The sequence below is a fragment of the Brachybacterium sp. UNK5269 genome, from assembly GCF_049266655.1.
In the GTDB taxonomy this organism is placed as follows: Bacteria; Actinomycetota; Actinomycetes; order Actinomycetales; family Dermabacteraceae; genus Brachybacterium.
Window position 1 is genome coordinate 1,986,973 of record NZ_CP184883.1, and the last position, 23,603, is coordinate 2,010,575.

Here is a 23,603-nt window from a genome sequence, read left to right on the forward strand (position 1 = left end):
CTGCGGGCCGTGCGTTCATCTCGTCGGTGCTCTCCGGCGCGGGCCGGACCGGCCCGCCGGACTGGCACTCGGGGGTGCCAAGTGCCAATCCTACGCGTCCGCAGCGGGGGACGCGGGGAGGTGTTCGCCACGGGTGTACGGTGTCGCGCGTGCCTGCAGCTCCCGATCGCTTTCCTGACCGGTACGGACACGATGTGCTCTCCTCCGGTCCGCCCGCCCATCATCGCCGCCGCCCCGTGGCCCGCGAGGTCCCCGCGGTGCGCGACCTGGTCGTCGAGGAGGCCTCGACCGGCTTCACCGGCGCCGTGCGCCGGGTCGAGAAGATCGCCGGGGAGCTGGTGGTCGAGCTCGACGACGGCCGCGGCAGGCGCCGCACCTTCCCGCTCGGCCCCGGGTTCATGATCGACGGGCTCCCGGTGGTGCTGACCCGGGCGGTCGCCGCGCCGCCGGCGCCGGCCCGCCGCCGCTCCGCGAGCGGATCGGTGTACGTCGAGGGGGTGAAGGCCCGCACCGCCCGCGCCTCCCGGATCTGGGTCGAGGGCACGCACGACGCCGAGCTGGTGCAGAAGGTGTGGGGCCACGACCTCCGCATCGAGGGCATCGTCGTCGAGCAGCTCGAGGGGGCCGACAACCTGGTCGAGCGGGTCCGGGAGTTCGCTCCCCGGGCCGACCGCCGGCTCGGGATCCTCGTGGACCACCTGGTGAAGGGCTCGAAGGAGTCCCGCATCGCCGCGGAGGTGATGGCGCTGCCCGGCGCCCGCGGCAACGTCACCGTCCTCGGCCACCCGTACGTCGACGTCTGGCAGGCGATCAAGCCCACCCGGGTGGGTCTGCGGCAGTGGCCCCACATCCCCCGCGGCACCGACATCAAGGTGGGCACCCTGGCCGCGCTCGGCTGGCCCCATCAGGACACCGCCGACATCGGGCTGGGCTGGAAGCGCATCCTGTCGACCGTGCGCTCCTACGCCGACATCGAGCCGACCCTCTCGGGGCGGATCGAGGAGCTCATCGACTTCGTGACGGTCGACGGGCCCTGACCGGGTCGGGGGCTATCCCCCGCCGGATCCGGTGGCCCGCCACGCCGATCGCCCGCGTGGCGGTCGATAGGCTGAGTCCATCACCGCCGACGTCGGCCCGCGGGCCGACCCGTCCCGAAGAAGGAACCATGAGCCAGACTCCGCATCCGCACGATCCGTACGGCACCGAGCCCGGCAGCTCCGCCTCCGAACAGGGCGCACCCACCTCGGATCCCGCGCTCCACCCCCACGATCCCTATGCCTACGACTCGGCCTCCGGCCGGCCGCCCGCCGCCCAGGAGCAGCCGGCCCATGCCGCTCCCGCTGCGGCGGGCGCCGGGACGGCCGGCTTCGGCACGCAGGACCAGTACGGGCAGCAGGTGCCGCAGGGCGGGTACGGGCCCGGCGCCCCCTCGCTCGAGACGCCGCCGGCCGGCATCAAGGGTGTGTACGAGGGACCGCTGACCGGTCAGCCGACCTCGGACTCGGACTCCAAGCTGTGGGCGATGTTCTCGCAGCTCGCGGTGATCCTGGGCCACATCGTCAGCTGGGGCTTCCTGGGCTGGGTGGGTCCGCTGATCATCTTCCTGGTCTACAAGGACCGCAGCCGCTTCGCGCGCTTCCACGCCGCCGAGGCCCTCAACGGCGCGATCACCGTGGTGATCGCCCAGGTCGTGCTGAGCATCGCGATCGGGATCTTCGGGATCGTCACCCTCAGCTTCGGCTGGCTCCTGTTCCCGCTCGTCGGGGTGCCGGCACTGGTCCAGCTGGTCTTCGCGATCATCGGCGCCGTCAAGGCGAACAAGGGCGAGTACTGGAACTACCCGGCGAACATCCGCCTGGTGAAGTGAGCCCTCGCCCGATGACATGAGCTCCGTCGGGCGCCGAGAGCCCCCGGGATCATCGCGATCCCGGGGGCTCCGTCATGCTCGGCCCCGGCGGGCGCCTCACCTCCAGAGCACGCCGTCATCCTCGAACTCCCGCACCCGGTGGGCGATGAGGCGACGCAGCAGCCCGACCGGGACGGGCTGGGCGTAGGGGAGCTTCACGCTCCCCTTGCCGGTGTCGTAGTCGGCGAGCTCCTCGGCGAAGGCGTCCCGAGTGCTCGGGGTGACGGTGAAGTTCGCGTGGCGCGCATGCCCGCTGTAGACGAACAGGATCGTGCCGCGTGGATGGATGTAGGCCGGGTGACCCCATCTGAGGATCTCCGCGGCCTCGGGCACCGCCTCGCGGCTGAGCGCCCTCAGCTGGGTGAGGACGGATCGGCCATCGCCCTGCCGCGCCGCAAGGTACTCGTCGACCGTGGTGGGCTTCGCGGGCACTGTCATCGTCCCAGTGTGCCTCTGTCGGGCTCAGGGCACCAGGTCGCGGATGACGGCATCGGCCAGCAGCCGCCCCTGCCGGGTGAGCACCGCGGTGCCGCGCTCGAGCGCCTCGGGCACCAGGTGGCCGCGGTCGCGGTGGACGGCGAGCATCGGTCGGGTCTGCGCGGGGACCACGTCCACCGCGAGGCCGTCGGCGATCCGCAGCTCGAGCATGAGGCGCTCGATCAGACGGTCCTCGGCGGAGACCTGCTCCGAGTCCGCCACCGGCAGGGCGCCGGTGGCGAGCATGCTCGCGTACCGGCTGGGGTGCTTGACGTTCCAGGAGCGCAGCCCGTCGCGGTGGCGGTGCGCGCCCGGGCCGATCCCCCACCAGTCGTGGCCGCGCCAGTAGGAGAGGTTGTGGCGGGAGCGCTGCTGCTCGCCGCGGGCGAAGTTGGAGACCTCGTACCAGGACAGCCCGGCCGCGGTGGCGAGGTCGTCGATGAGCTCGTACTTGTCGGCCATGTCGTCGGGGTCCGGGGCCTCGAGCTCGCCGCGGCGCAGCTGCCGGGCCATCGCGGTGTTGCCCTCGATGATCAGCGAGTAGGCGGACATGTGGTCCACCTCGCAGGCCAGGGCCGCCCGCACGGAGGTCTCGACGTCGTCGATGCTCTCCCCCGGCGTGCCGTAGATCAGGTCCAGGCTCACGTCGAGCCCGGCCTCGCGGGCCCAGGCCACGGCCTGCGGGACCCGCTCGGGATCATGGGTCCGGTTCAGGGTGGCCAGCACGGAGCGCACCGCGGACTGCATGCCGAAGGAGACGCGGGTGATCCCGCCGTCGGCGAGCCGGGACAGCGAGGCGCGGGTGACCGAGTCCGGGTTCGCCTCGGTGGTGACCTCGGCGCCGTCGGCCAGCGGGATCAGCGTGCGCAGGTGGTCGAGCATCGCGACCAGCTCGTCGGCCGGCAGCAGGGTCGGGGTGCCGCCGCCGAAGAAGACGGTCGAGACCTGCTCGTACTCGTACCCGGCGGCGCGGTCCGCGGCGAGGGTCAGGTCCATCTCGCGCATGGCGTTCTTCGGGTACTCCGCCTGGGAGCCGCCGCCGCCGAGCTCGGTGGCGGTGTAGGTGTTGAAGTCGCAGTACCCGCAGCGCACCGCGCAGAACGGCACGTGGATGTACACCGACAGGGGTCCGGGGGCGGCGTTCACAGGCCCATCCCCAGTCCCAGGCCCCGGCCGGTCGAGCGCAGCCGCGGCGGGAAGTCGGCGTCGGCTCCCGCACGGGTGAGCACGGTCTGGGTGGACTGGACCAGGGACTCGTAGAGCACCGTGCCGGTGTCCTGCGCCCAGTCCAGCAGGGTGCGGGCCTGCTGCGCGTCCAGGCGGCGGAAGGCGTCGCCGATGGTCACGCCGTGGTCGGGGCGGTGGAGGACCTCGATGCGGTCCCCGGCGCTCACGGCCCCCTCGGTCAGCACCCGGAAGTAGGCGCCGGCGCGGCCCTGGGCGCTGAAGGAGCGACCCCAGCGGCGGTCCCCCATCCAGGCGGCGAAGGTGCCGCAGGGGTTGCGCACGCAGGTGGCCTCGAGCTCGGCGGTGCCGACGCGCCAGCGCTCCCCGATCACGGTCTCGTCGGTGTCCTGGCCGGTGGTCACCAGGTTCTCGCCGAAGAACCCGTCGGGCAGCTCCGCGTCCAGGGCGCGGGCGTAGGCCTCGCGCACCTCCTGCGAGAAGGCGTAGACGGCCTTGAGGAGACCGCCGTGGTGCTCCCGGTCGCCCTGCACGTCGCCGAGCAGGCCGTGGGCGAGCACCGGCACCGGGCCCTCGAGCGGGCGCTTGTCGATGCCGCTCATGAGGCCGCGATCGGGCACCGCGTACAGCTGGGCGACGCTGCAGACCGCGGCGATCCGGCCGGGGCCCGGCAGCGCCGGCACCGCGAGCTCCCCGAGCGGGCGCGGTGCCGCCTCGGGCAGCGGGCCGGGGGCGGTCGCCCTCACTTCTTCTTCGCGTCCTTGCCGGTCTCGGCGGCGTCGGAGGACAGCGCGGCGATGAAGGCCTCCTGCGGCACCTCGACCGAGCCGATGTTCTTCATCCGCTTCTTGCCCTCCTTCTGCTTCTCGAGCAGCTTGCGCTTGCGGGAGATGTCGCCGCCGTAGCACTTCGAGAGCACGTCCTTGCGCATCGCGCGGATGTTCTCGCGGGCGATGATCCGGGAGCCGATCGCGGCCTGGATCGGCACCTCGAACTGCTGGCGCGGGATGAGGGTCTTGAGCTTGCCGGCCATCTCGACGCCGTAGCTGTAGGCCTTGTCGCGGTGGACGATCGCGCTGAAGGCGTCGACCGGCTCGCCCTGCAGCAGGATGTCGACCTTGACCAGGTCGGCGGTCTGGGAGCCGGAGACGTCGTAGTCCAGGGACGCGTATCCGCGGGTCTTGGACTTCAGCTGGTCGAAGAAGTCGAAGACGATCTCGGCCAGCGGCAGCGTGTAGCGCAGCTCGACGCGGTCGGCGCTGAGGTAGTCCATGCCCTCGAGCAGGCCGCGCTTGGACTGGCACAGCTCCATCACCGCGCCGATGAACTCGCTGGGCACCAGGATGGTGGCCTTGGAGACCGGCTCGCTGATCTCGCGCACCTTCCCGGTCGGGAAGTCGGAGGGGTTGAAGACCTCGACCTCGGTGCCGTCCTCCATCACCACCTGGTAGACGACCGAGGGGGCGGTGGAGATGAGGTCGAGGTCGAACTCGCGCTCGAGGCGCTCGCGGACGATCTCCAGGTGCAGCAGCCCCAGGAAGCCGACGCGGAAGCCGAAGCCCAGCGCGGTGGAGGTCTCCGGCTCGTAGAGCAGGGCGGCGTCGTTGAGCTTGAGCTTGTCCAGGGCGTCGCGCAGCACCGGGTAGTCGGAGCCGTCGATGGGGAACAGCCCGGAGTACACCATCGGCTTGGGGTCCGCGTAGCCCTCGAGGGCCTCGGTCGCGCCGCGCACGGAGGTGGTGATGGTGTCGCCGACCTTCGACTGGCGCACGTCCTTGACGCCGGTGATGAGGTAGCCGACCTCGCCGGGGCCGATGCCGGGGGTGGGTCGGGGCTCCGGGGAGCTCACGCCGATCTCGAGCAGCTCGTGGTGGGCGCCGGTGGACATCATGTCGATGCGGTCTCGGGACTTCAGGTAGCCGTCGATCACGCGGATGTAGGTGACCACGCCGCGGTAGGTGTCGTAGACGGAGTCGAAGATCATCGCGCGGCAGGGGGCGTCGGGGTCGCCCAGGGGCGACGGGAGGGTCCGCACGACGTGGTCGAGCAGCTCCTCGACGCCCTGGCCGGTCTTGCCGGAGACCCGCAGCACCGAGTCGGGGTCCACGCCCACCAGCTGGCCGATCTCGGCGGCGTACTTCTCGGGCTCGGCGCCGGGCAGGTCGATCTTGTTCAGCACCGGGATGATGGTGAGGTCGTTCTCCATCGCCAGGTAGAGGTTCGCGAGGGTCTGCGCCTCGATGCCCTGGGCGGCGTCGACCAGCAGGATCGCGCCCTCGCAGGCGGCCAGGGAGCGGGAGACCTCGTAGGTGAAGTCCACGTGCCCGGGGGTGTCGATCATGTTCAGCGCATAGTTGACGCCGTCGACCTGCCAGGGCATGCGCACGGCCTGGCTCTTGACGGTGATGCCGCGCTCGCGCTCGATGTCCATCCGGTCGAGGTACTGGGCGCGCATGTCGCGGCCCTCGACGATCCCGGTGATCTGCAGCATCCGGTCGGCGAGCGTGGACTTGCCGTGGTCGATGTGCGCGATGATGCAGAAGTTGCGGAGCCGCTCCTGGGGCGTCGACGCGGGAAGGATGTCCCGGGCCTCATCGGCAGCGATCCTCGGGGTCACCGGCTTACGTCCTCTCGTCATGGCGGGCGGGGCGCTGGCGCGCTCCGGTCATCGCTCCATCGTCTCACGCGGGGCCGTGCCGACCGGCACGGCACCACGGCGCCTGCGCGGACGTCACACGCCGCGGCCGCTTCCCGCCCGGGCTCAGCCCGCGTCGAGGATCGCACCGTTGCGGGGCAGACCGCCGGGGAAGGTGAAGGGGACCGCGCGGGCGCGGGCCGGATCGGCGGCGTCCATGACCTGCAGGTGCAGGTGGGGCTCGGTGCTGTTGCCCGAGTTCCCGCACTCGGCCACCGGGTCCCCGCTCCCGAGCTCCTGGCCGGGCCGCACCCGGAGGCTGCCGCGGCGCAGGTGGCACAGGGCCACGAACAGCTCCTGCCCGCCCGGGCCGGGGCTGCGGAGGATCAGATGGTTGCCGGCGAGGCCCTCCCAGCCGTCGGCGACCCGCCGGCCCTGGGTCAGCGCGTAGCCCAGCGAGGGGATCCCGCGGTGGGCGGGATGGTCCTGTTCGCCGTCGTGGACGGCGTGGACGATGCCGCGGACGGGGGCCAGCAGCGCCCGGCCGAAGCCCGGGAAGGCCTCGGGCGCCTGCGGACGCAGCAGGGCGGCCGCGGTGATCGGCGCGGTGCGGCCGCGCGCGTCGACCGGGACCAGGTCGATGGCGTGGTCGAGGGCGAAGGAGGAGGTGCCATGGCTGGGCACCCGGTTCGCGGGGCTGTTCTGGATGAGCCAGCGGCCCGGGCCGGGGAGGGCGAGCACCAGTTGTGGCGTGCCCCGGGCCGGGCCGGTCATGGCCGCGTCAGCTCGCCGGGCGGAAGTAGGTGGTGCCCAGCGCGCGGGTGACCGCGCCGGTGACCATCTGCAGCTGCTCCATCTCGTCGCCGAAGGACTCGAGCAGCTCGTCGAGGGAGCGGAAGCGCAGGCTCGCCAGGGCCCGGCCGACGATCCGGCGTCCCGGCTCGGCGGTGCCGAGGCGGTCGAAGCTGGTGCCGTGCAGCTTCGCGAGCGCCTCGAGCGCCGCGTCGATCTCGGTGAGGCAGTGCACCGCCGAGCGGGGGAAGATCGAGTCCAGCAGCAGGAACTCGATCGCCGTCACGGCCCGCACCCGGCCCCGGTAGGAGCGGATGTACGCCTCGTGGGCGCTGCAGGAGCGCAGCAGCGTCACGGTCGCGCCGTCGGAGATGTCCGCCAGATCGTGGGCCTGCAGGTTCCGCGCGAGCATGTCGACCCGCTCCAGCAGCTGACCGGTGCGCAGGAACAGCCAGGCCTCGTCGCGAGTCATCGAGGCGTCCACCAGCCCGCCCAGCACCGCGCAGCGATCCTTGGCGAACTGGAAGACCCCGTGCATGCGGGAGGGGCGCACCCCGGCCGGCAGGCCCAGGGTGGTGGTGTTCAGCGCCTCCCACACCTCGCTCGAGAGCACCTCGCGGGCACCGCGCGCGTTCTCCCGGGCGGTCTGCAGGGCGCCGGCCACCGAGGAGGGGTTCTGCCGGTCGGTGACCAGGCGGTCCAGCACCCGCTGCACGGTGAGGTCGGAGTCCTCGACGGGGCCCACGCCGAAGATGTCGTACACGCCGCTGCAGGCGAGGGCCACCTCCTGGGAGGAGTCCTCGGTGATGGACTGCAGGGTGACGTCGAGGATGCGGGCGGTCTGGTCGGCCCGCTCGACGTAGCGGCCGATCCAGAACATCGCGTCGGCGATCCGGCTGAGCATCATCGGGCCTCCCCCTCGGACTGGCTCTGGTCCCTCATCCCCTGGGTCTGGGCGGCTGCGACCACCCGCTCCGGGACGGCGGAGTCGTCCTCGAGGTCGTGGGCATCGATGATCGGGATCGCGGAGGTGGTGGGGGCGGGCTCGACCACCCGCTGCTCGGCCTGCTCCTCGCGCGGACCGTCGTACTCGTCGTAGCCGTCGTCCAGCGGGTCCTCGATGTCCTCGGCGGCGACCTCCTGCCCCGGCCTCTGCGCGCGGTCCGCGCCGGGGCCGGCGCTGCGCTCCGACGCCAGCACCCAGGTGTCCTTGGAGCCGCCGCCGCGGGAGGAGTTCACGATCATCTCGCCGCGGGGCAGCGCGACCCGGGTGAGCCCGCCGGGCAGCACCCAGATCTCGTCCCCGCCGCTGTTCAGGGCGAAGGGCCGCAGGTCCACGTGGCGGGGCTCGGGGCCCTCCTCGACCAGGGTGGGGATGGTGGAGAGCTGCACGACGGGCTGGGCGATCCAGCCGCGCGGGTCCGCCCGCAGGCGCTCGCGCAGGACCGACAGCTCCTCGGCGGTGGCGGCGGGGCCGATCACGATGCCCTTGCCGCCGGAGCCGTCGACCGGCTTGACCACGAGCTCCTCGAGCCGGTCGAGCACCTCGGTGAGGGAGTCCGGCTCCTCGAGCCGCCAGGTGTCGACGTTGGGCAGGATCGGCTCCTGGCCCAGGTAGTAGCGGATCAGGTCCGGGAGGTAGGTGTAGGTGAGGTTGTCGTCGCCGATGCCGTTGCCGATCGCATTGGCGACCACCAGGTTCCCGGCCAGGACCGAGCGCACCAGTCCGGGCACGCCGAGCATCGAGTCGGGGCGGAACACCTCGGGGTCGATGAAGTCGTCGTCGGTGCGCTTGTAGATGACGTCCACGCGGCGCAGCCCGGAGGTGGTGCGCATGTAGATGCGGTCGTTGCGCTCGACCAGGTCGGAGGCCTCGACCAGGTCCACGCCCATCGTGCGCGCCAGCAGCGAGTGCTCGAAGTAGGCGCTGTTGTAGCGGCCCGGGGTGAGCACCACGACGGTGGGCTCCTCCCCGGCGGTGTCCGGGGCGGCGGCCTGCAGGGCGGACAGCAGCCGGCCGGGATACTCGGCGACGCGGCGCACGGGACGGGCGGCGAAGAGCTCCGGGAAGGCCTGGGCCATGGCGCGGCGGTTGGAGAGCACGTAGCTGACCCCGCTCGGGCTGCGCACGTTGTCCTCGAGCACGCGGAAGTCGCCCGCTCCGTCGCGCACCAGGTCGATGCCGGAGATGTGGATGCGCACGCCGTTGGGCGGGGTGTAGCCGCGCATCGCCTCCACCACGTAGGTGGAGGAGGTGACCAGCTCCTTCGGGATCACGCCGTCGGCGATGGCCTGCTGGCCGTTGTAGAGGTCGTCGAGGAAGCGCTCCAGGGCGCGCACCCGCTGGGCGACGCCGGCGGAGACGCGCGACCACTCCTCGGCGGCGATCACCCGCGGGATCGCGTCGATCGGGAAGGGGCGCTCCTCTCCGGCATAGTCGAAGGTGATGCCCTGGTCGAGGTAGCTGCGGGCGAGGGACTCCGAGCGGGCACGGAACTCCTCGGGCCCGAGGACCGCCAGGGCGTCGTGCAGCGCGCGGTAGGTGGATCGCACCGTCCCGTCGGCGGCGAACATCTCGTCCCCGTCGGCGCCGTCGCCGACACCCCGGAACAGTGAGCTGGTTGGCATGATGACCATCTAACACCGTTCCTCCGCCCCCCGCGGGTGCTTCGCGCCCAGGAAGCGAGCGCCATGTCCCTGGTCTCCCGGCTGTCCGCCGTCCTGCGCCGCGCCGTGCGCGATCCTGCGATGCGTCGCGGCGCCCGCGACCTGAGCCGGTCGGCGCTGCGCGCGGTGCAGGAGCAGCGCCGGGACCCCGGCGGGCAGGGCGGCCGACGGGACCGCTCCCCTGCCGCGGACGGCGCGGACCGCGCGCTGCCCGACCGCGCCGGCCGCCGTCCGGTGGCGATCAGCTACGCGCCGCACCCCGACGGCCATCCGGATCCCGGGGAGGTGGTGTGGGCGTGGGTGCCCTTCGAGGAGGACGCGCGCCGCGGCAAGGACCGCCCGGTGCTGGTGCTCGCCGAGGAGACCGCCGCGGCCGGCGCAGGAGGCGGCGCCGGGCCGGTGCTGGTGGCGCTGATGCTCTCCTCCCGCGACCGGGCGGAGCGGGGCGGGAGCGTCACCGACGAGCACGGCGCGACCTGGATCGACATCGGCGCCGGGGACTGGGATGCGCAGCGGCGCCCCTCGGAGGTGCGCATCGACCGGCTGCTGCAGCTGGATCCCGGGACGGTGCGCCGGGAGGGCGGGCGGCTGCCCCGGGCCCGGTTCGAGGCCGTGGCCCAGGCGGTCCGCGCGGCGCACGGCTGGCAGGCCTGAGCGATCCCCGCCCCGGATGACCTGCCCGGACCCCGAGGAGACACGCCGCACACCGGGTGCGGGCGCGCAGGGGTGGGCTGGTACAGTTCTGCACCGTATGTGTGACATACCATTCGGTGTGCGCATACCGGGGTTCCGCCGTGTCAGGGACACCGGTTCGTGCGACCCGAACGAGTACCCGTGGCAGCGACCCGGTACCGACGTCTCCAGGCGAGTCCCCACCGCCGTCCCCGTCGGCGCCGTTCCTCAGCCGTCTCGGATGATCCACCGCAGCAGCACTAGAGAAGAGTCTTCGTGGCAAACATCAAGTCCCAGATCAAGCGGAACAAGACGAACGAGAAGTCGCGTCTGCGCAACCGCGCCGTCAAGTCCGAGCTCAGGACCTACACCCGCAAGGTGAAGGCCGCCGTCTCGACCGGCGACGCCGACGCCGCCGGTGAGGCGCTGAAGTCCGCCTCGCGCAAGCTCGACAAGGCCGTCTCCAAGGGCGTCATCCACCAGAACCAGGCCGCGAACCGCAAGTCCGGTCTCGCCAAGCTGGTCGCCGCCGTCAAGGCCTGACGCTCCGCGTCCTCGCTGGAGGAGCCCCGCACGCTTCGGCGTGCGGGGCTCCTCCGCTGTGCGCTCCGGGTGCCGAGCTGCTCAGTGGGCGCGGCGGGCGCGGCAGATCTCCATCACCATCCGCTGCACCGACCAGCGGGGATCACGGCCGGCGCCCTTGACCTCGTGGTCGGCGCGGGCGACGGCCTCGAGGGCCCGGGCCAGCGAGCGGTCGGTCCAGTTCCGCGCGTCGCGGGAGAGGTTGCGCAGCATCCAGTCGGGCATGCCCAGGGTGCGGGCGCTGGCACCGGGGGCGGTGACCTTCGCCAGCGAGCGCATCTTGGAGGCGATCGCGGCGACGATCGGCACCGGGTCGGCGCCGGCGAGCTGCGCCTGCTGGAGCAGCTGCAGCGCCTCCTGCTCGCGGCCGGCGATGGCGGCGTCCGCGACGGCGAAGGCGGTCGACTCCACCCGGCCCGCGGTCAGGGCGTGCACGTCCTGGACGGTGACCTGGGCGGGCGTCTCCCCCTCGTCGGGGGCGGTGTCCTCGATGAGCTGGCGGCTGATGGCGGCCAGCTCGGCAAGATCGGTGCCGAAGGCGTCGACCAGCGCGACCAGCGCCTCGGGCTGGATCCGCCGCTCGGCACGGGCGAACTCGGCGGCGACGAACGTCTGCTTGTCCCCGGCGCGCTTGACCGGGCTCGCCTCGACCCGCGGCACCCCCGCCTTCTTCAGGGCGTCCAGCAGCTTCTTGCCGCGGTTGCCGCCGCGGTGGACCAGCACCAGGGTGACGTCGGGCTCGGGATGCCGGAGATAGTCCAGCAACTCGGTGATCAGGACCTCGGGGGCGGCCTGCAGCTCGGGGACCACCACGAAGCGGGGCTCGCCGAACAGGGAGGGACTGGCGACCTGGGTCAGGGCGCCCGGGCCGAGGGCGTCGCCGGAGAGGTCGTGGACCGCGACCGAAGGATCTGCGTCCCGGGCCAGTGCGCGCAGGCGCTGGACGGCGCGGTCGGCGATCAGGGTCTCGGTGCCGTGGACGAGCACGATCGGCGCGAGGGCGACGCTGTGCCACTCGACATCGCTCACGACAGCTCCTCACCGCTCAGGGGACTGGTCGATCCTAGCGGGCCCCGCCGAGGTTCTCCTGCTGCGTCCGGCGCCACAGACTCAGCGCCGTGCGGGAGGTGACCCCGACCTTCAGCATCGCCCGACTCACGTGGTTCTCGACGGTGCGCTCGGAGATGAACAGACGCTCGGCGATCTCGGCGTTGGACCGGCCGGTAGCGACGATCTCCACGATCTCGGACTCCCGAGGGGTCAGGGGGCCGGGCGCGGAGACTGATCCGAGGTCGTCGAGCTCGGCCAGCACCGGACGCAACCCGAACCGGTCAGCGATCGTCCGGGCGGCTGCCACGCATTCGGCCCGGGCCCGGGTGCCCGGACTCTCGAGTCTCGCCAGCTCCACCAGAGCGATCGCCTCATGGGCGGGCGCATGGACGACCCGGCACTCGGCTACAGCGCTTCGCAGTTGCTCGCGCGCGAGAGCGCTTTGACCGAGAATCCGGGAGAGCCGCCCCAGCGTGAGGTCCACCGGGCCTTCATACGGGCTCGTTGCATAGGCGATGGCGTGCTGACCAGCGTAGGGAACCAGCCGGTCGTAGTGCCGTTCTGCGGTGCGGCGATCGCCGAGCCAGGCGCAGATCTCGGCGTTGCCCACCGTGGCGATGAGGAACTCCGGTGCCTGGGCCGGAACGGAGTCAGCATGCGGAGCGATGAACTCCCACAGGCGGGACGCCTCATCGCGCTGACCGACTGCCATCAGGGCGAGCGCGAGCCATCCACGTGCCGCGAACGGCAGTCCTTCGAACACTTCTCGCACGACCGGGAGGGTTTGCTTCACGCCGTCGCCGGTCCGATGGGCAAGCGCGAAACGGAACACCGGATCCAGATAGACGGCATCGCTTCCAGGGCCCCCGAGAGACCCGGCGACGTCGACGTGAGCCGACGCCGAGTCGAACCTGCCGTCCATCAGCGCCTGCGATCCCAGCAGCAGGTGGAGCCGTGAGCGGTCGAGCCTGGAGGTCGCTTCGCCCGCGAATGCTGCGATCGCGTCGAGCAGTGCCGGGCGATCCCCCGTGCGCGCGAGCTCGTCCATCCGGGCTGGTGCCACGATACCGGCCGGACGGAAGTGGTCGACCGTCTCGGCGAGCCGGGTCTCGAGCCGGCCCCTCAGCACGGGTGCCTTGACGCGGGTCGCGGCTTCGGCCGTCAGCAGGTGAACGCGGGCTCGAGAGAGCGGATCAACCGGCGGGGGAACGAGCGTCGCTGCCTCCACGATGTCGGACTCGTCCTCGACCTCGCTGATGATCGTGCCGACGAGAGAGATGGCCTCGTCGACCAGACCAGCGGCACACGCCTCGCGTGCTTGCTCCAGCCGGGTGTCCACACCTGGATTGTATGGCGACTTGAGTGTTTCCACTCATGACTCCACGACGCTCTGAGGCCCAGCATGAGCCATGAAGATCTCACCGAACACGGTCCATGCCATCGGGTGGCTGACTGTCGCCTCCTCGCTCGCCGGCACTGCGCTGGCGCTCTCCATCATCCTCTGGCCGGAGCAGGTGTCAGAGGCACGCTGGAGCTTCCCCTTCGACGCATCGTCATACGTCGCGTTCCAGGTCTCCTTCTTCCTGCACGACCTCACGCTCATCCCCGGCCTGGCGCTGGTGGCCGCGTGGGCATGGCCCTCGGCCTCCCGCGCCGTCCGAATCGGGCTCGGCCTCACCGTCGCGTCCATGGCCGCCGGTGCGGTCATCGAGCTGGCGGCGGTGAGCGCCGCGAGGTCGTCCGAGACATCGACAGCGGCCTCGGTGCTCGGGACGGCCTACGGGGTGATGAGCGTCGGCTTCGGGATCGGCTTCATCCTGGCGGGGCTGGCCTTCCTCCGGCAGCCGTTGATCCCCGGCCCGATCGGCCGGTGGACGTATCTGCTCATCGGCATCTGGACGTTCTTCCCGATGCTTCCGAGCCTGTTCATGCCGATGGTGTGGGGCCGGATCACGATCGGCGTCTGGTTCCTGCTGTTCACCGGAATCGGTATCACGATCCTTCGGGTCCGGCGGTCAGGCCCGGACTCGGCGGCAGTGGCAGGCCGCCGGCTGGAAGACGCTGCGGCGGAGCGATCCGCATGAGCCGTTACCTCATCATCGGCGGCATCTGCGGCCTCGCGTGGGCTGCGGCGCTGCGCGGCTGGATGGCGCAGCTCACCACCGGCGTGCCCGACTCCCCGTCGCAGGTGACGTGGCTGACGCTGGTCCTCATCCTGCTGCCCGGCGTGGCCGTCGGTGCCGTGCTCGGACTCTCGGCCGCTCTGCGCGCAACCGGCCGAGCTGGGTCCAGATGGCTGATCCTGACCCCCGTCCTGTTCGCCTCGGCCCTGGTGGATCCGAAGATCTTCATCGATCTGATCTCCAGTGGGATGGGCGGCGGCTCACTCCTCGTGATCGCGATCGCGCTGTCGGTGGGCTACGTGCTGACACGGACGCACTGGTCGGTCACCCGCGCGCTGGTCGCGATGCTCGGCGCGTTCGGCCTCCTGATCACGTTCGGCATGGGTGAGATGGCGGCGCCGCTCGGCACCCCTCGCGGGATGTGGGTCGCTCTCTACGGGCTCGCGCTCGTGCTGCTGCTGGGGATGGCTTCGGTGCTGCCGTATCGACCGCTCCGCACCTCACTGCGGGCTCACTGGTGGATCGCCCTGGGGGCGCTCACCGGGTTCGCCTGGGCGGCCGGACTGCGCGGCTTCATGGCCCAGGTCATGACCCGGGACGGATCCAGCGTCACCTGGTCGGGAACCTTCCTCTGGATTCTCGCACCCGGTCTGGTCGCAGGTGGCCTGCTCGGCTGGGCGGCCTACCTCTGCCGTCACGGCGGACCGCGCCGCGCGCGCTGGCTCGCGCTGTCGCCGTTCGTCTTCGCCGCGCCGCTCGTCCCTCCCCTCGTCACGCTCGACGTCGAAGGCTTCCTCGTCAACGGCATCGGTGGCGGCACGATCGGGGTCCCCGCGGCGGCTCTCGCCGGTGGTGACGCCTTGGCCGGGCGCCGCACCTGGCTGCGCGCGCTCGCGAGTCTGTTGCCGCTGGCCTCGATTCCCCTCTGGGCCGCGACCGCCAGCACGATCGGCGGCCCAGAACTCGGACTCGACACGTCCCGCGGGCTCTGGGTGGCGCTCTACTACTGGAGCCTGCTCGCCGTGTTCGCGCTGGCGTGCGCGATCCCGCTGCGGATCACGCCCGAGGGGCGCGTGGGGGAAGCAGCGAGCAGCAGCCGCGTGATCTCGGCACGATCCTCGACCCCCTAGCGGGCCGGACCGACGCTCCGGGGCGCCGCCCGCGCGTCCGCGGGCAGCACCACGGTGCCGTGGACGTCGGTGCGCAGCACCTGGGCGCCGGTCGCGGCGAGCAGGTCCAGGAGTTCGTCGGTGGGGTGGCCGAAGGTGTTCTCCTGGCCGACGGTGACCAGGGCCAGGTCGCCGTCCAGCTGGTGGTACAGCGGGGCGTGCTGGAAGCGGGAGCCGTGGTGGGCGACCTTGACGATGTCGGCCGGTCCGGGATCGAGGGCGGCGAGCTCCGCCTGGGCGGCCGGTTCGAGGTCGCCGAGGGAGACCAGGCGGGTGCCGTCCGCCCAGGTCGCCGCCAGGACGACGGAGCAGTCGTTGGCGGCGTCCCCCTCCCCGAGCCCTGCCCGGCCGCGCTCGCGCGCAGCGCGTCCTCCGCGGAGCCCGGCCACATGACCTCCAGGGAGAGTCCCGGGCGGTGCCACCTGGTTCCGGTAGTGGCCACGGTGACCGGCGCTCCGGGCACCACGTCGCCGGCCGCTTCCGGCAGCGGACAGATCCATTGGCTCTGCGGGACCCGCCGCCCGGTCAGCGCCTCTCGACCACCGGTGTGGTCGAGGTGGGGATGGGAGAGGACCAGCAGGTCGATCCGCGTGACCTGGAGACGGTCGAGACAGTCCCGCAGGGCAGCCGGGTCCGGTCCGGTGTCGATGAGGACGGTGGGCCCCTCGCGGCCGGCATCTCCGGGTCGCAGCAGTACCGCATCGCCCTGCCCGACGGCGCAGATTGCGAGCGTCCAGTCCGGCGGCGCTCCACTGGGCAGCAACCGGCCCAGGCTCGGGGACAGCGCCGCCACCAGGAGGGCGGCGACCGCCCACCGCACCATCCGGACCCGATGGGCGGCCACCGCGATCGCCAGCGCGATGATCGCCGCGACCGCGAGCAGCGCGCCGGTCGCACCCTCCGGGACGGCGATGCGGGATCCCGGCAGGGCGTCGGCGGTGCGGGCGACCAGGAGCACCAGATGTGCTCCCCCGCCGGCGACCGTGTGCAGGGCGACCGCCGCTGCCGGCCAGAGGACCCCGAGCGCCAGCGCGAGCAGCCCGATCACGGTGGACGGGCCCACCAACGGAGCGACCAGCAGGTTCACCGGCACGGCCCAGAGGGAGAGCTCCGGGGTGAGCAGGATCAGCAGCGGGGTGCAGGCGAGCTGGGCGACCAGGGGGACCGCGAGCACCAGCGCCGCGGTCGGGCCGAGCCGCTCGCCGCTCAGGGCGGTGAGGGCGGCGGCCAGCGGCGGTGCCGCGATGAGGATGGCGGCGGTCGCGAGCGCGGAGAGCAGGAACCCGACGGAGGCGGCGGTGACGGGGTCGAGCACGGACCACAGCGCGACCGTCAGGGCAAGAGCGGCGACCGGGGAGGCGCGCACCCCGGCGAAGCGGGCGGCCAGCAGCGGGGCGGCCATGGTCGCGGCGCGCTGCACGCTGGGCTCGTCCCCGACCAGCCACACGTACCCGGCCACCACCACGGCGGCGGTGAGGATCCGGGGCCGCCGCCGGACGCCGGCGAGCAGCAGCGGACCCAGCACAGCGGCGAGCACGAGGGCGATGTTGGCCCCGGATATACTTTCTAACAGAGGTGGGAGGCGTCTATGCAAAAAAGGGACAAGCGCCCAAGTGCGCAGACAGTGGCTCGGGAGTACCTGCGTGTGTCCAAGGACAGGCACGGCACGGGCAAGTCTCCCGACCAGCAGCACGCTGAGAATCAGCGTGAGGTGGCCGACCGGGGCTGGGTGCTGCACCCGAGCCCTTACCGTGACGACGATCGGAGCGCGTCGAAGTACGCGACGAAGGAACGCGAGAACTTCCGTCGTCTGATCGACGATCTTGAGGACGACCGCTTCGGTGCCGATGTCCTTGTGATCTGGGAGTCCTCACGCGGGTCACGCCGCACAGGCGAGTGGGTGAACCTGATTGAGCTGTGCGAGGAACGCGGCATTCACGTCTTCGTCACGACGCACAGACGCGAGTACGACCCATCGAACGCGCGTGACCGTCGCTCGATGCTCGAGGATGCGGTGGACTCGGAGTACGAGTCGGCGAAGACATCCGAGCGGATCCGTCGAAACGTTCGGGCGGCTGCGGAGGAGGGTCGCGTGCACGGGAAGAACTTGTACGGCTACCGCCGCGTGTACGACGAGAAGACTCGGGAGCTTCTCCGTATCGAACCGGAGCCGGAACAGGCGGTGATCGTCAAAGAGGCCGCCGAGAGAGTGATCAACGGAGAGACGTACTACGCGATCGCGAAGTCGTTCAATGAGCGCGGTGTGCCGCCCCGGCGGCCGTCGTACAAGAAGCACCGTGCCAATCTCGGCTGGACTCCCCCGGCGGTGAAATCGATGCTCCTCACGCCTGCGTATGCCGGGAGGCGCCAGCACCGGGGCGAGATCGTCGCCGACGGTGTATGGCCGCATCTGATCGAACCGGATGTGTGGGAAGAGAAGCTGTTGCCGCTGCTGAACGACGCGGCCCGCAAGCGGACGAACGACTGGCCTGCGAAGCATCTGCTGGCCGGCATCGCGGTGTGCGGGATCTGCGGCGCGGGGACGCGGGTAGGGAAACAGAACGCGGGCCGCAAGAAGTACGACGAGGAAGGCAACCCTCTCCCCCGCGAGCACTACAGCACGTATATCTGCCAGGGCGTCCCGGGGAAGACTGGCTTTCACGTCGCCATGAAGAAGGAGCATCTCGACCAGGTCGTTACCGAGCACGTGCTTGCTCGTCTCGAGCGTCCGGACTTTCTCGCGGTTCTCGGCCAGCAGGACAAGGGGGTGGACGCTGAGCGGCTGGCCCTCATCGACGAGATCGAAGGGCACCGAAAGTACCTTGACGAGGTCCGAAAGCAGGCCGCGGCACGGCACCGGCCCGAGCTGATGTTCGACCAGGAGGACCGCGTGCGGCCACTCATCGACGCGGCGCAGAGACGTCTCGAACAGCTCGCTGCCACCGATCCGCTGGTGTTGGATCTCGCGTCAAGCGGCGACGTGCGGGGAGCGTGGGAAAAGCTCGAACTGGCGGATATGCGCCGGGTGATCAGGGCGCTGATGACCCCAAGGATCAACCCGGTCGGCAAGGGCGCCAAGGGATGGAAGGGTGTCAACTACGACCGGGTCGACGAGGGATGGCGATAGGTGTCGATCATTGCTATAGCAATCTGGGACGGATATCCGTAAGCTAGTGACTGTCGCTCGACTAGGCGAGCGGTGTACGTGTGGGGACTCGCAAGCCCCTTAAGAGATCGTCCGAGGTCAGCCCACCTCACGGCCGAGTACCACAGGACCTAGATCAACCTGGTACGAGGCAGGACCAGCTATAACGGGCGGAGTAAGCGTCAGCAGTTGACGAGAGACTGCGGCAGGACTCCATCTGGCAACACAGGCGTGAACGAGATCGCCACCTGTGAGTGTGTCGGCCAGAGACGTAAGCACGCTATGCGTGCCGTCTCTGGAGTGACTGACACATGGCCACTATTACGGCTGACATCCTTACCCTCTCGCAGGCCGCCGAAGTCCGCGATGCCGACGGCAATCGCCGGTACGGCTCCATCGACACCCTCCGCCGTCGCGTCAAGAGCGGTTCCCTCCGCCACAAGATGCACGGCGGCAAGTACGTGGTCGCGCTCACTGACCTTGAGGCGATGCGCAAAGCGTCTGCGGCAGAACGCGCGTTCGACGAGCTGAAGGCCGCCGCGAAGCGGTCGGCCGCGGCCGCGCCGCCGATCAGTGCTGAGCGCCGCGATCTCATCATCGCGATCCTGCGAGGTGCGGCGCGATGACCACACACGAAAGCCGCCCCGTCGAGTGCAACGACGAGGCGGCCGAAAACGAGTTTCCCAGCGCCGATTTTACCATCGCATCGACAAACAACACCAGCATCCTCCTGCCCGAGCATCTTGAGGAGCTCGATCGCAGCGCCATCTCCGAGGAGGTCGCCCGCGAGCACGGCGTCTACAGTGCGCAGGTCGTCGAGGAGCTGCCGGAGTGGGCTCAGTGGGTCTACGAAAAGCATGGCAAGGACGTGCTCCCGATGCTGGTGTACCCGATGGTCGAGCCCGACGGCTCTGACACCGGCCAGGTTAGGCCTGCCAACGGGTCCGTCCCGGACCGGAAGTACATCTCCCCTTCTGACAACGGGCCTGCGCCGTCTGCACCTCTGTTGCCCGTAGTCCGCGAGGTTGAGAAGCCCGCGGGCGTGCTCATTGTCGAGGGTGTCAAGCAGGCGATCGCGGCATCTGCGTATGCGCCCGGTGACTGGGCCGTGTTCCGCATCTGCGGGATCGAGGGGTGGTCTCGCGGCGGCGTGGCGACTAAGCATCTCCGTGTGGTCAAGGGCTTGCCTGTCGTCGTCGTTCCGGACGCTGACGCCGCTACGAACCGCGCCGTGTACGACGGCGCAGTGCGGCTCGGAGTCGCGTGCGAGATGCGAGGCGCGACGTCCGTCAAGTACGTGCGCACAGGAGCGGCCGGTAACGCGGGCCTCGACGACGTGCTGGCTGCAGACCCCGAAGACACTCGCGAGGACTTCATGAAGTCCCTGACCGAGAGTGCGAAGCCGAAGCCGGCTGATCGGCAGCCGAAGCCGCTCACCGGGGAGGAGCGCGACCGGAAGGCGCGTGGCCAGGCGAATGCCGCGGCGCTGGCTCAGGGCACCCGTGCACTGATTCACGTGCGTGGAGACCGTCTCGGCGTGATCGAGAGCTGCGATGCTGCGCTACATCAGAAGTTCGGCGGCCGGCGCCTCTTCCAACACGGCGAGACCCTCGCGATGCTGGTCTCTGGCGACGACGGTCCGAGCATCATCCCCGTCGGTCCGGGCGAGCTGGGTGACCTCGTCGCGCAGGCCGCGGTCACGGTGACGGGCGATGAACGACAGGACGATGGCGGGTGCACCCACGAGCACGAGTGGCCGGACAGGAACGTGCTGGCCGCGCTGTTGAGCCGCCACCGAGGATACGAAGCACTGGACGGGATCTCCCGGCTTCCTCTCGTGCGTGCCGACGGTTCGATGGTGACGAAGACGGGCTATGACTCCCGGACGAGGCATCATGTTGAGCTGTCAGAGGACCTCGAGGGCATCGCGGTGCCGGAGGCGCCGACCGCGGCTGAGATCGACTCGGCCCGCGCTCTGCTGCTTGATGATCTGCTGGCCGACTTCCTGCTCAAGGACGAGACCGACCGTGCGCACGCGGTGGCGGCCCTGCTGACGCCGCTCATCCGGCCGCTGGTGCCGACAGCACCGTTCCTCGTGATCGACGGCCTGCAGCGGGGCGTCGGGAAGGGGCTGTTCCTCGACGTCATGTCTCGGATCGCCCTGGGGTGTCCTCCGAGCCTCTCGATCCTGCCATCCACTGAGGACGAGATGCGTAAGACCCTTACGGCCACACTCCGGGCCGGTGCCACCGTCATGATCTATGACGAGGTCACGGAGCTGTGCTCGCCCGCGCTCAACTCACTGGTCACCGCTGAGCGGTGGTCCGACCGGAAGCTCGGGGCGTCAGAGCGCATCGAGATTCCGAATCGTGCCTCGCTGTACTTCGCAGGGAACAACGTCCAGGTCACGGGCGACGCTGCACGCCGTACGATCCGCATCCGCCTGCACTCGGATCTGCCGGACCCCGAGAACCGCTCTGGGTTCCGGCATAACGACCTCAAGGAGTGGGTGACGGAACATCGCCGCGACCTGCTGGAAGCGTGTCTGACGCTGGTGCGGGCCTGGTACGCGCAGGGACAACCGTCCGTGAACGGCCCATTCCGGTTCGGATCCTTCGAGCGCTGGCAGGACGTGATCGGCGGCATCCTGCACGTCGCGGGCATCCCGGGCTTCCTCGAGGGCGTCGAGGAGCAGCGCCGTGAGTCGGACTACGAGGACATGCACTGGACCTCTCATTACGAGTGGCTCCAGGACACGCTCGGCGTCGGCGTCGCATTCACGTCTCGCGAGGCGCTGCGACAAGCAGAGGCAGACCTGGATGCGGAGATGCCGCCCGGGATGGAGCGGGACGCCACGCCGCGTGCCCTCGGGAAGGCCTACGCCGGGCAGGGGCCCCGCTGGCGCGGAGGCCTGCGCCTCGTCAAGACGGGCATGGGTCAGGGCGGCTCCGTGAAGTGGATGATCGAGGCGTCCCAGACGTCATCAAGCACCCCGGCACCGGCCGCGCAGACGGCTGCCCCGCTTGGTGCACCGGTGGGTTCGTTGTTGCCGCCGGTGACAACTTTGGCCTCGACGCCGAGCATCTCCGACCGTCCGGAGGAGGACGACCAATGAGCATCGTCTTCTTCGATACGGAAACCGCGAGTGCGGACACGCTGTACACGTACGGTCCCGGATTCCTGCGGCTGGCGGCGTTTGCCGTCGACAACGGGCCGGTGGAGGTCACGACGGACATGCGCGAGCTGTGCACGGTCCTGGCCTGGGCGGATGTCGTGGTCGCGCACAACGGGATCGGCTTCGACCTGGCGGCTCTCGAGCACTGGTATGGACTCGATGTAGGTCGGCTGGTGCACGAGGGCCGGGTCCGGGACACGCTGCTGCTCGCCAGGCAGGCGGACCCGCCGTTGTCGGGCACATCTACCGGCAAGGCGAAGCGCTACGACCTCGATTCCGTCGCCGATCGGCTCGGCATCACGGGCAAGCTGCGGGAGGGTGATGGAGCGTCGGTACTGAAGCACTTGGCACGAGAACACGGTGGCTACGACCAGATCCCGGTGGATGACCCTGCGTATCGTGCGTACGCAGTGCAGGACGTCGAGGTACTCCGAGAGGTCGCCGGCCGGCTGCCGATGGACAGCTACCTCATCCGGGAGCACGAGGTGATGTGGCGGCTGAGCCACATCTCGCGCTCCGGGTTCCGTGTAGACGTCGAAGAGGCTCGGCGACGACAGGCTGCTCAGCGTGCCCGTCAGGACGCCCTCAAGACGGAGTTCAGGCGGCGTTTCGGCCTCCCGCACACGGGACAGAAGCCGCAAGCCTCCACGGCAGGGAAGGCGGCGATCGAACGGGCGATGCTCGAGTACGGTGTCGAGCCGCCTCGGACCACCCGCGGAGGCCTCGCAACGAGCCGGAAGGCGCTCGAGGATCTGCGCGGCGAGCATCCGGACAACACGCCGCTCGACGAGCTGTGCGAGCTGGTGTTGAGTCTGAACGAGGAGCGCAGCATCGTCGACACGATCCTGAGCTGCACGGGTCCCGACGGGCGGGTTCACCCGCAGATCAATGCGGGTCAGGCGACGGGGAGGATCTCGGTCACGAAGCCGGGGCTCTCGGTGATGGGCAAGCGCGACAGGCGTAACGTGCTCGAACGGTCCCTGCTCCTGCCCGATGAAGGCGAAGTGCTGTTGGCAGTGGACCTCTCACAGGTCGATGCACGGGCGGTCGCGGCTCACTGCCAGGACCCGGCGTACATCGCGATGTTCGCCCCCGGCGAGGACTTCCACTCGCGAATGGCTGAAAAGCTTTTCAATGACGCGTCGCGCCGGGACGAGGCGAAGCCGGTCACCCACGCGTCGACGTACGGCATGGGCGCTCGGAAGCTCGCCGAGGTCATCGAGAGCACGGTCGAGGAAGCTGGAGCGCAGCTGGCACAGCTCAACGTCGCGTTCCCCAGACTGGCGTGGTGGAAGAACCACGCGCACAAGAACGCAGAGCGTGACGGTGAGGTACGAAGCGCGTTCGGGCGGCGAATCGGCGTCGACCCTGGGCATGCGTACACGCAGGGGCCTGCGAGCCTGGGACAGGGCACGGCGCGGGACCTGATGATGGAGGGCGTCCTTCGGCTGCCTGAGTGGCTGCTGCCGTGTCTGCGGGCGATCATCCACGATGAGATCGTGCTGAGCGTCCCCGTGGACCGGCTGGACGAAGCACGCGCCGCAGTCCTCGCTGCGCTCCAGTTCGACTTCACCATCATGGAGGGCGCGATCACCGTGCCGGTCCTGGCGGCGGCATCGGACGCGGGCCGGGACTGGGCAGATTGCTACAGGTCGGAGAAGCCGAAGTGGCCCGAGGTCGCCCGAGAGCACCGGGCGCTGCCGGCGTGCGGCGACACGGGGTGCGTGTGGCACGGGGGGCTCGCACCGTAGTCCCTGTCGGCGGACAGCAGCCCCGGATCCCGAGACGGTCCGGGGCTGTTCCATGTCCAGTTGCCTCGAGAACGAAGATCGGAGTCACTGAGAGAACTGGCCGGACGGCGTCTGAGGGTGGGTTAAGTGGGAATAGTGGGTTAAGTGGGTTGAGATGAGCCACCACGCGTGCGAGAAAACTCCGTCTAACGCTCGGATGGCCCTGCGCGTCCACGTGTTCTGTAGGCCGGGCTCTGCGAGCAACCCACCCAACCCACCCAACCCACTTAACCCT

The 23,603-nt window shown here is 70.5% G+C and carries 20 protein-coding genes and 1 pseudogene; 10 read left to right on the forward strand and 11 right to left on the reverse strand.

The features are described from left to right. The first annotated feature begins 194 nt into the window (after window positions 1-194). Together ACOJUI_RS09285 and ACOJUI_RS09290 are read left to right on the forward strand one after the other, a co-directional pair. Window positions 195-1,037 (forward strand): DUF3097 family protein, encoded by an 843-nt coding sequence (locus tag ACOJUI_RS09285; protein WP_422114688.1) that lies wholly within the window; start codon window positions 195-197, stop codon window positions 1,035-1,037. Window positions 1,038-1,165: 128 nt separating this feature from the next. After that, on the forward strand, window positions 1,166-1,867 hold the full coding sequence (locus ACOJUI_RS09290; protein WP_422114689.1) for a DUF4870 domain-containing protein: 702 nt from the start codon (window positions 1,166-1,168) through the stop codon (window positions 1,865-1,867). A 96-nt stretch (window positions 1,868-1,963) separates the two neighbouring features. On the opposite strand, the gene ACOJUI_RS09295 is transcribed toward ACOJUI_RS09290, so the two are convergent. From ACOJUI_RS09295 to ACOJUI_RS09325, 7 genes are all read right to left on the reverse strand, one after another. Next, complete coding sequence (locus tag ACOJUI_RS09295; RefSeq protein WP_422114690.1) at window positions 1,964-2,344, reverse strand: iron chaperone; 381 nt, start codon at window positions 2,342-2,344, stop codon at window positions 1,964-1,966. Window positions 2,345-2,368: 24 nt separating this feature from the next. Further along, entirely contained in the window at window positions 2,369-3,529 is a 1,161-nt protein-coding gene (gene hemW, locus ACOJUI_RS09300; protein WP_422114691.1) for a radical SAM family heme chaperone HemW, read from the reverse strand. Beyond that, entirely contained in the window at window positions 3,526-4,314 is a 789-nt protein-coding gene (locus ACOJUI_RS09305; RefSeq protein WP_422114692.1) for an MOSC domain-containing protein, read from the reverse strand. The genes hemW and ACOJUI_RS09305 overlap by 4 nt, the downstream gene beginning before the upstream one ends. Next, the gene (gene lepA, locus ACOJUI_RS09310) at window positions 4,311-6,206 is read right to left on the reverse strand and encodes a translation elongation factor 4 (RefSeq protein WP_422114693.1); all 1,896 of its coding nucleotides are present in this window, start codon (window positions 6,204-6,206) and stop codon (window positions 4,311-4,313) included. The genes ACOJUI_RS09305 and lepA overlap by 4 nt, the downstream gene beginning before the upstream one ends. Before the next feature lie 123 nt (window positions 6,207-6,329). Further along, complete coding sequence (locus ACOJUI_RS09315; RefSeq protein WP_422114694.1) at window positions 6,330-6,977, reverse strand: M23 family metallopeptidase; 648 nt, start codon at window positions 6,975-6,977, stop codon at window positions 6,330-6,332. Window positions 6,978-6,984: 7 nt separating this feature from the next. Then, window positions 6,985-7,902, reverse strand: coding sequence for an alpha-E domain-containing protein (locus tag ACOJUI_RS09320; RefSeq protein WP_422114695.1), 918 nt, complete (start codon window positions 7,900-7,902; stop codon window positions 6,985-6,987). Further along, window positions 7,899-9,623, reverse strand: a complete 1,725-nt coding sequence (locus ACOJUI_RS09325) for a circularly permuted type 2 ATP-grasp protein (RefSeq protein ID WP_422117647.1) — start codon at window positions 9,621-9,623, stop codon at window positions 7,899-7,901. The genes ACOJUI_RS09320 and ACOJUI_RS09325 overlap by 4 nt, the downstream gene beginning before the upstream one ends. Before the next feature lie 63 nt (window positions 9,624-9,686). On the opposite strand from ACOJUI_RS09325, the gene ACOJUI_RS09330 reads away from it, so the two are divergent. Both ACOJUI_RS09330 and rpsT read left to right on the forward strand, forming a co-directional pair. Next, entirely contained in the window at window positions 9,687-10,316 is a 630-nt protein-coding gene (locus ACOJUI_RS09330) for a type II toxin-antitoxin system PemK/MazF family toxin (protein ID WP_422114696.1), read from the forward strand. Window positions 10,317-10,610: 294 nt separating this feature from the next. Continuing rightward, window positions 10,611-10,877, forward strand: a complete 267-nt coding sequence (rpsT, locus tag ACOJUI_RS09335; protein ID WP_422114697.1) for a 30S ribosomal protein S20 — start codon at window positions 10,611-10,613, stop codon at window positions 10,875-10,877. An 81-nt stretch (window positions 10,878-10,958) separates the two neighbouring features. Here rpsT and holA read toward each other — a convergent pair whose 3' ends face one another. Next, window positions 10,959-11,945, reverse strand: coding sequence for a DNA polymerase III subunit delta (gene holA, locus ACOJUI_RS09340; RefSeq protein WP_422114698.1), 987 nt, complete (start codon window positions 11,943-11,945; stop codon window positions 10,959-10,961). Between the two features lie 34 nt (window positions 11,946-11,979). Continuing rightward, a complete protein-coding gene (locus tag ACOJUI_RS09345) occupies window positions 11,980-13,305 on the reverse strand; it encodes a helix-turn-helix domain-containing protein (RefSeq protein ID WP_422114699.1) in 1,326 nt (441 codons plus the stop codon). A gap of 70 nt (window positions 13,306-13,375) precedes the next feature. On the opposite strand from ACOJUI_RS09345, the gene ACOJUI_RS09350 reads away from it, so the two are divergent. Both ACOJUI_RS09350 and ACOJUI_RS09355 read left to right on the forward strand, forming a co-directional pair. Further along, window positions 13,376-14,050, forward strand: coding sequence for a hypothetical protein (locus ACOJUI_RS09350; RefSeq protein ID WP_422114700.1), 675 nt, complete (start codon window positions 13,376-13,378; stop codon window positions 14,048-14,050). Next, on the forward strand, window positions 14,047-15,219 hold the full coding sequence (locus tag ACOJUI_RS09355; RefSeq protein WP_422114701.1) for a hypothetical protein: 1,173 nt from the start codon (window positions 14,047-14,049) through the stop codon (window positions 15,217-15,219). Before ACOJUI_RS09350 ends, ACOJUI_RS09355 begins: the two co-directional genes overlap by 4 nt. Here ACOJUI_RS09355 and ACOJUI_RS09360 read toward each other — a convergent pair. Both ACOJUI_RS09360 and ACOJUI_RS09365 read right to left on the reverse strand, forming a co-directional pair. Beyond that, the gene (locus ACOJUI_RS09360; protein WP_422117695.1) at window positions 15,216-15,647 is read right to left on the reverse strand and encodes a ComEC/Rec2 family competence protein; all 432 of its coding nucleotides are present in this window, start codon (window positions 15,645-15,647) and stop codon (window positions 15,216-15,218) included. The genes ACOJUI_RS09355 and ACOJUI_RS09360 overlap by 4 nt on opposite strands. A gap of 119 nt (window positions 15,648-15,766) precedes the next feature. Further along, a pseudogene (locus ACOJUI_RS09365) lies at window positions 15,767-16,996 on the reverse strand (ComEC/Rec2 family competence protein); the annotation flags it as partial. On the opposite strand from ACOJUI_RS09365, the gene ACOJUI_RS09370 reads away from it, so the two are divergent. The 4 genes from ACOJUI_RS09370 to ACOJUI_RS09385 all read left to right on the forward strand — a co-directional run bounded on the left by ACOJUI_RS09370 (window position 16,904) and on the right by ACOJUI_RS09385 (window position 23,329). Further along, window positions 16,904-18,385, forward strand: a complete 1,482-nt coding sequence (locus tag ACOJUI_RS09370) for a recombinase family protein (RefSeq protein ID WP_422114702.1) — start codon at window positions 16,904-16,906, stop codon at window positions 18,383-18,385. The pseudogene ACOJUI_RS09365 and the gene ACOJUI_RS09370 sit on opposite strands and share 93 nt — an antisense overlap. Window positions 18,386-18,714: 329 nt before the next feature. Then, entirely contained in the window at window positions 18,715-19,029 is a 315-nt protein-coding gene (locus ACOJUI_RS09375; protein ID WP_422114703.1) for a hypothetical protein, read from the forward strand. Beyond that, window positions 19,026-21,518 carry a hypothetical protein gene (locus ACOJUI_RS09380; protein WP_422114704.1) on the forward strand — a complete coding sequence of 831 codons (2,493 nt, stop codon included), beginning with the start codon at window positions 19,026-19,028 and terminating at the stop codon, window positions 21,516-21,518. The genes ACOJUI_RS09375 and ACOJUI_RS09380 overlap by 4 nt, the downstream gene beginning before the upstream one ends. Continuing rightward, window positions 21,515-23,329 (forward strand): DNA polymerase, encoded by a 1,815-nt coding sequence (locus ACOJUI_RS09385; protein ID WP_422114705.1) that lies wholly within the window; start codon window positions 21,515-21,517, stop codon window positions 23,327-23,329. The genes ACOJUI_RS09380 and ACOJUI_RS09385 overlap by 4 nt, the downstream gene beginning before the upstream one ends. The last annotated feature ends 274 nt before the right edge of the window (window positions 23,330-23,603 follow it).

Bases quoted from the DNA above. Each gene is read 5' to 3' on its own strand.
- ACOJUI_RS09290 (WP_422114689.1), top strand. From the start codon at position 1,166: ATGAGCCAGACTCCGCATCCGCACGATCCGTACGGCACCGAGCCCGGC.
- ACOJUI_RS09295 (WP_422114690.1), bottom strand. From the start codon at position 2,344: ATGACAGTGCCCGCGAAGCCCACCACGGTCGACGAGTACCTTGCGGCG.
- lepA (WP_422114693.1), bottom strand. From the start codon at position 6,206: ATGACGAGAGGACGTAAGCCGGTGACCCCGAGGATCGCTGCCGATGAG.
- ACOJUI_RS09315 (WP_422114694.1), bottom strand. From the start codon at position 6,977: ATGACCGGCCCGGCCCGGGGCACGCCACAACTGGTGCTCGCCCTCCCC.
- ACOJUI_RS09320 (WP_422114695.1), bottom strand. From the start codon at position 7,902: ATGATGCTCAGCCGGATCGCCGACGCGATGTTCTGGATCGGCCGCTAC.
- ACOJUI_RS09325 (WP_422117647.1), bottom strand. From the start codon at position 9,623: ATGCCAACCAGCTCACTGTTCCGGGGTGTCGGCGACGGCGCCGACGGG.
- ACOJUI_RS09330 (WP_422114696.1), top strand. From the start codon at position 9,687: ATGTCCCTGGTCTCCCGGCTGTCCGCCGTCCTGCGCCGCGCCGTGCGC.
- ACOJUI_RS09350 (WP_422114700.1), top strand. From the start codon at position 13,376: ATGAAGATCTCACCGAACACGGTCCATGCCATCGGGTGGCTGACTGTC.
- ACOJUI_RS09355 (WP_422114701.1), top strand. From the start codon at position 14,047: ATGAGCCGTTACCTCATCATCGGCGGCATCTGCGGCCTCGCGTGGGCT.
- ACOJUI_RS09375 (WP_422114703.1), top strand. From the start codon at position 18,715: ATGGCCACTATTACGGCTGACATCCTTACCCTCTCGCAGGCCGCCGAA.
- ACOJUI_RS09380 (WP_422114704.1), top strand. From the start codon at position 19,026: ATGACCACACACGAAAGCCGCCCCGTCGAGTGCAACGACGAGGCGGCC.
- ACOJUI_RS09385 (WP_422114705.1), top strand. From the start codon at position 21,515: ATGAGCATCGTCTTCTTCGATACGGAAACCGCGAGTGCGGACACGCTG.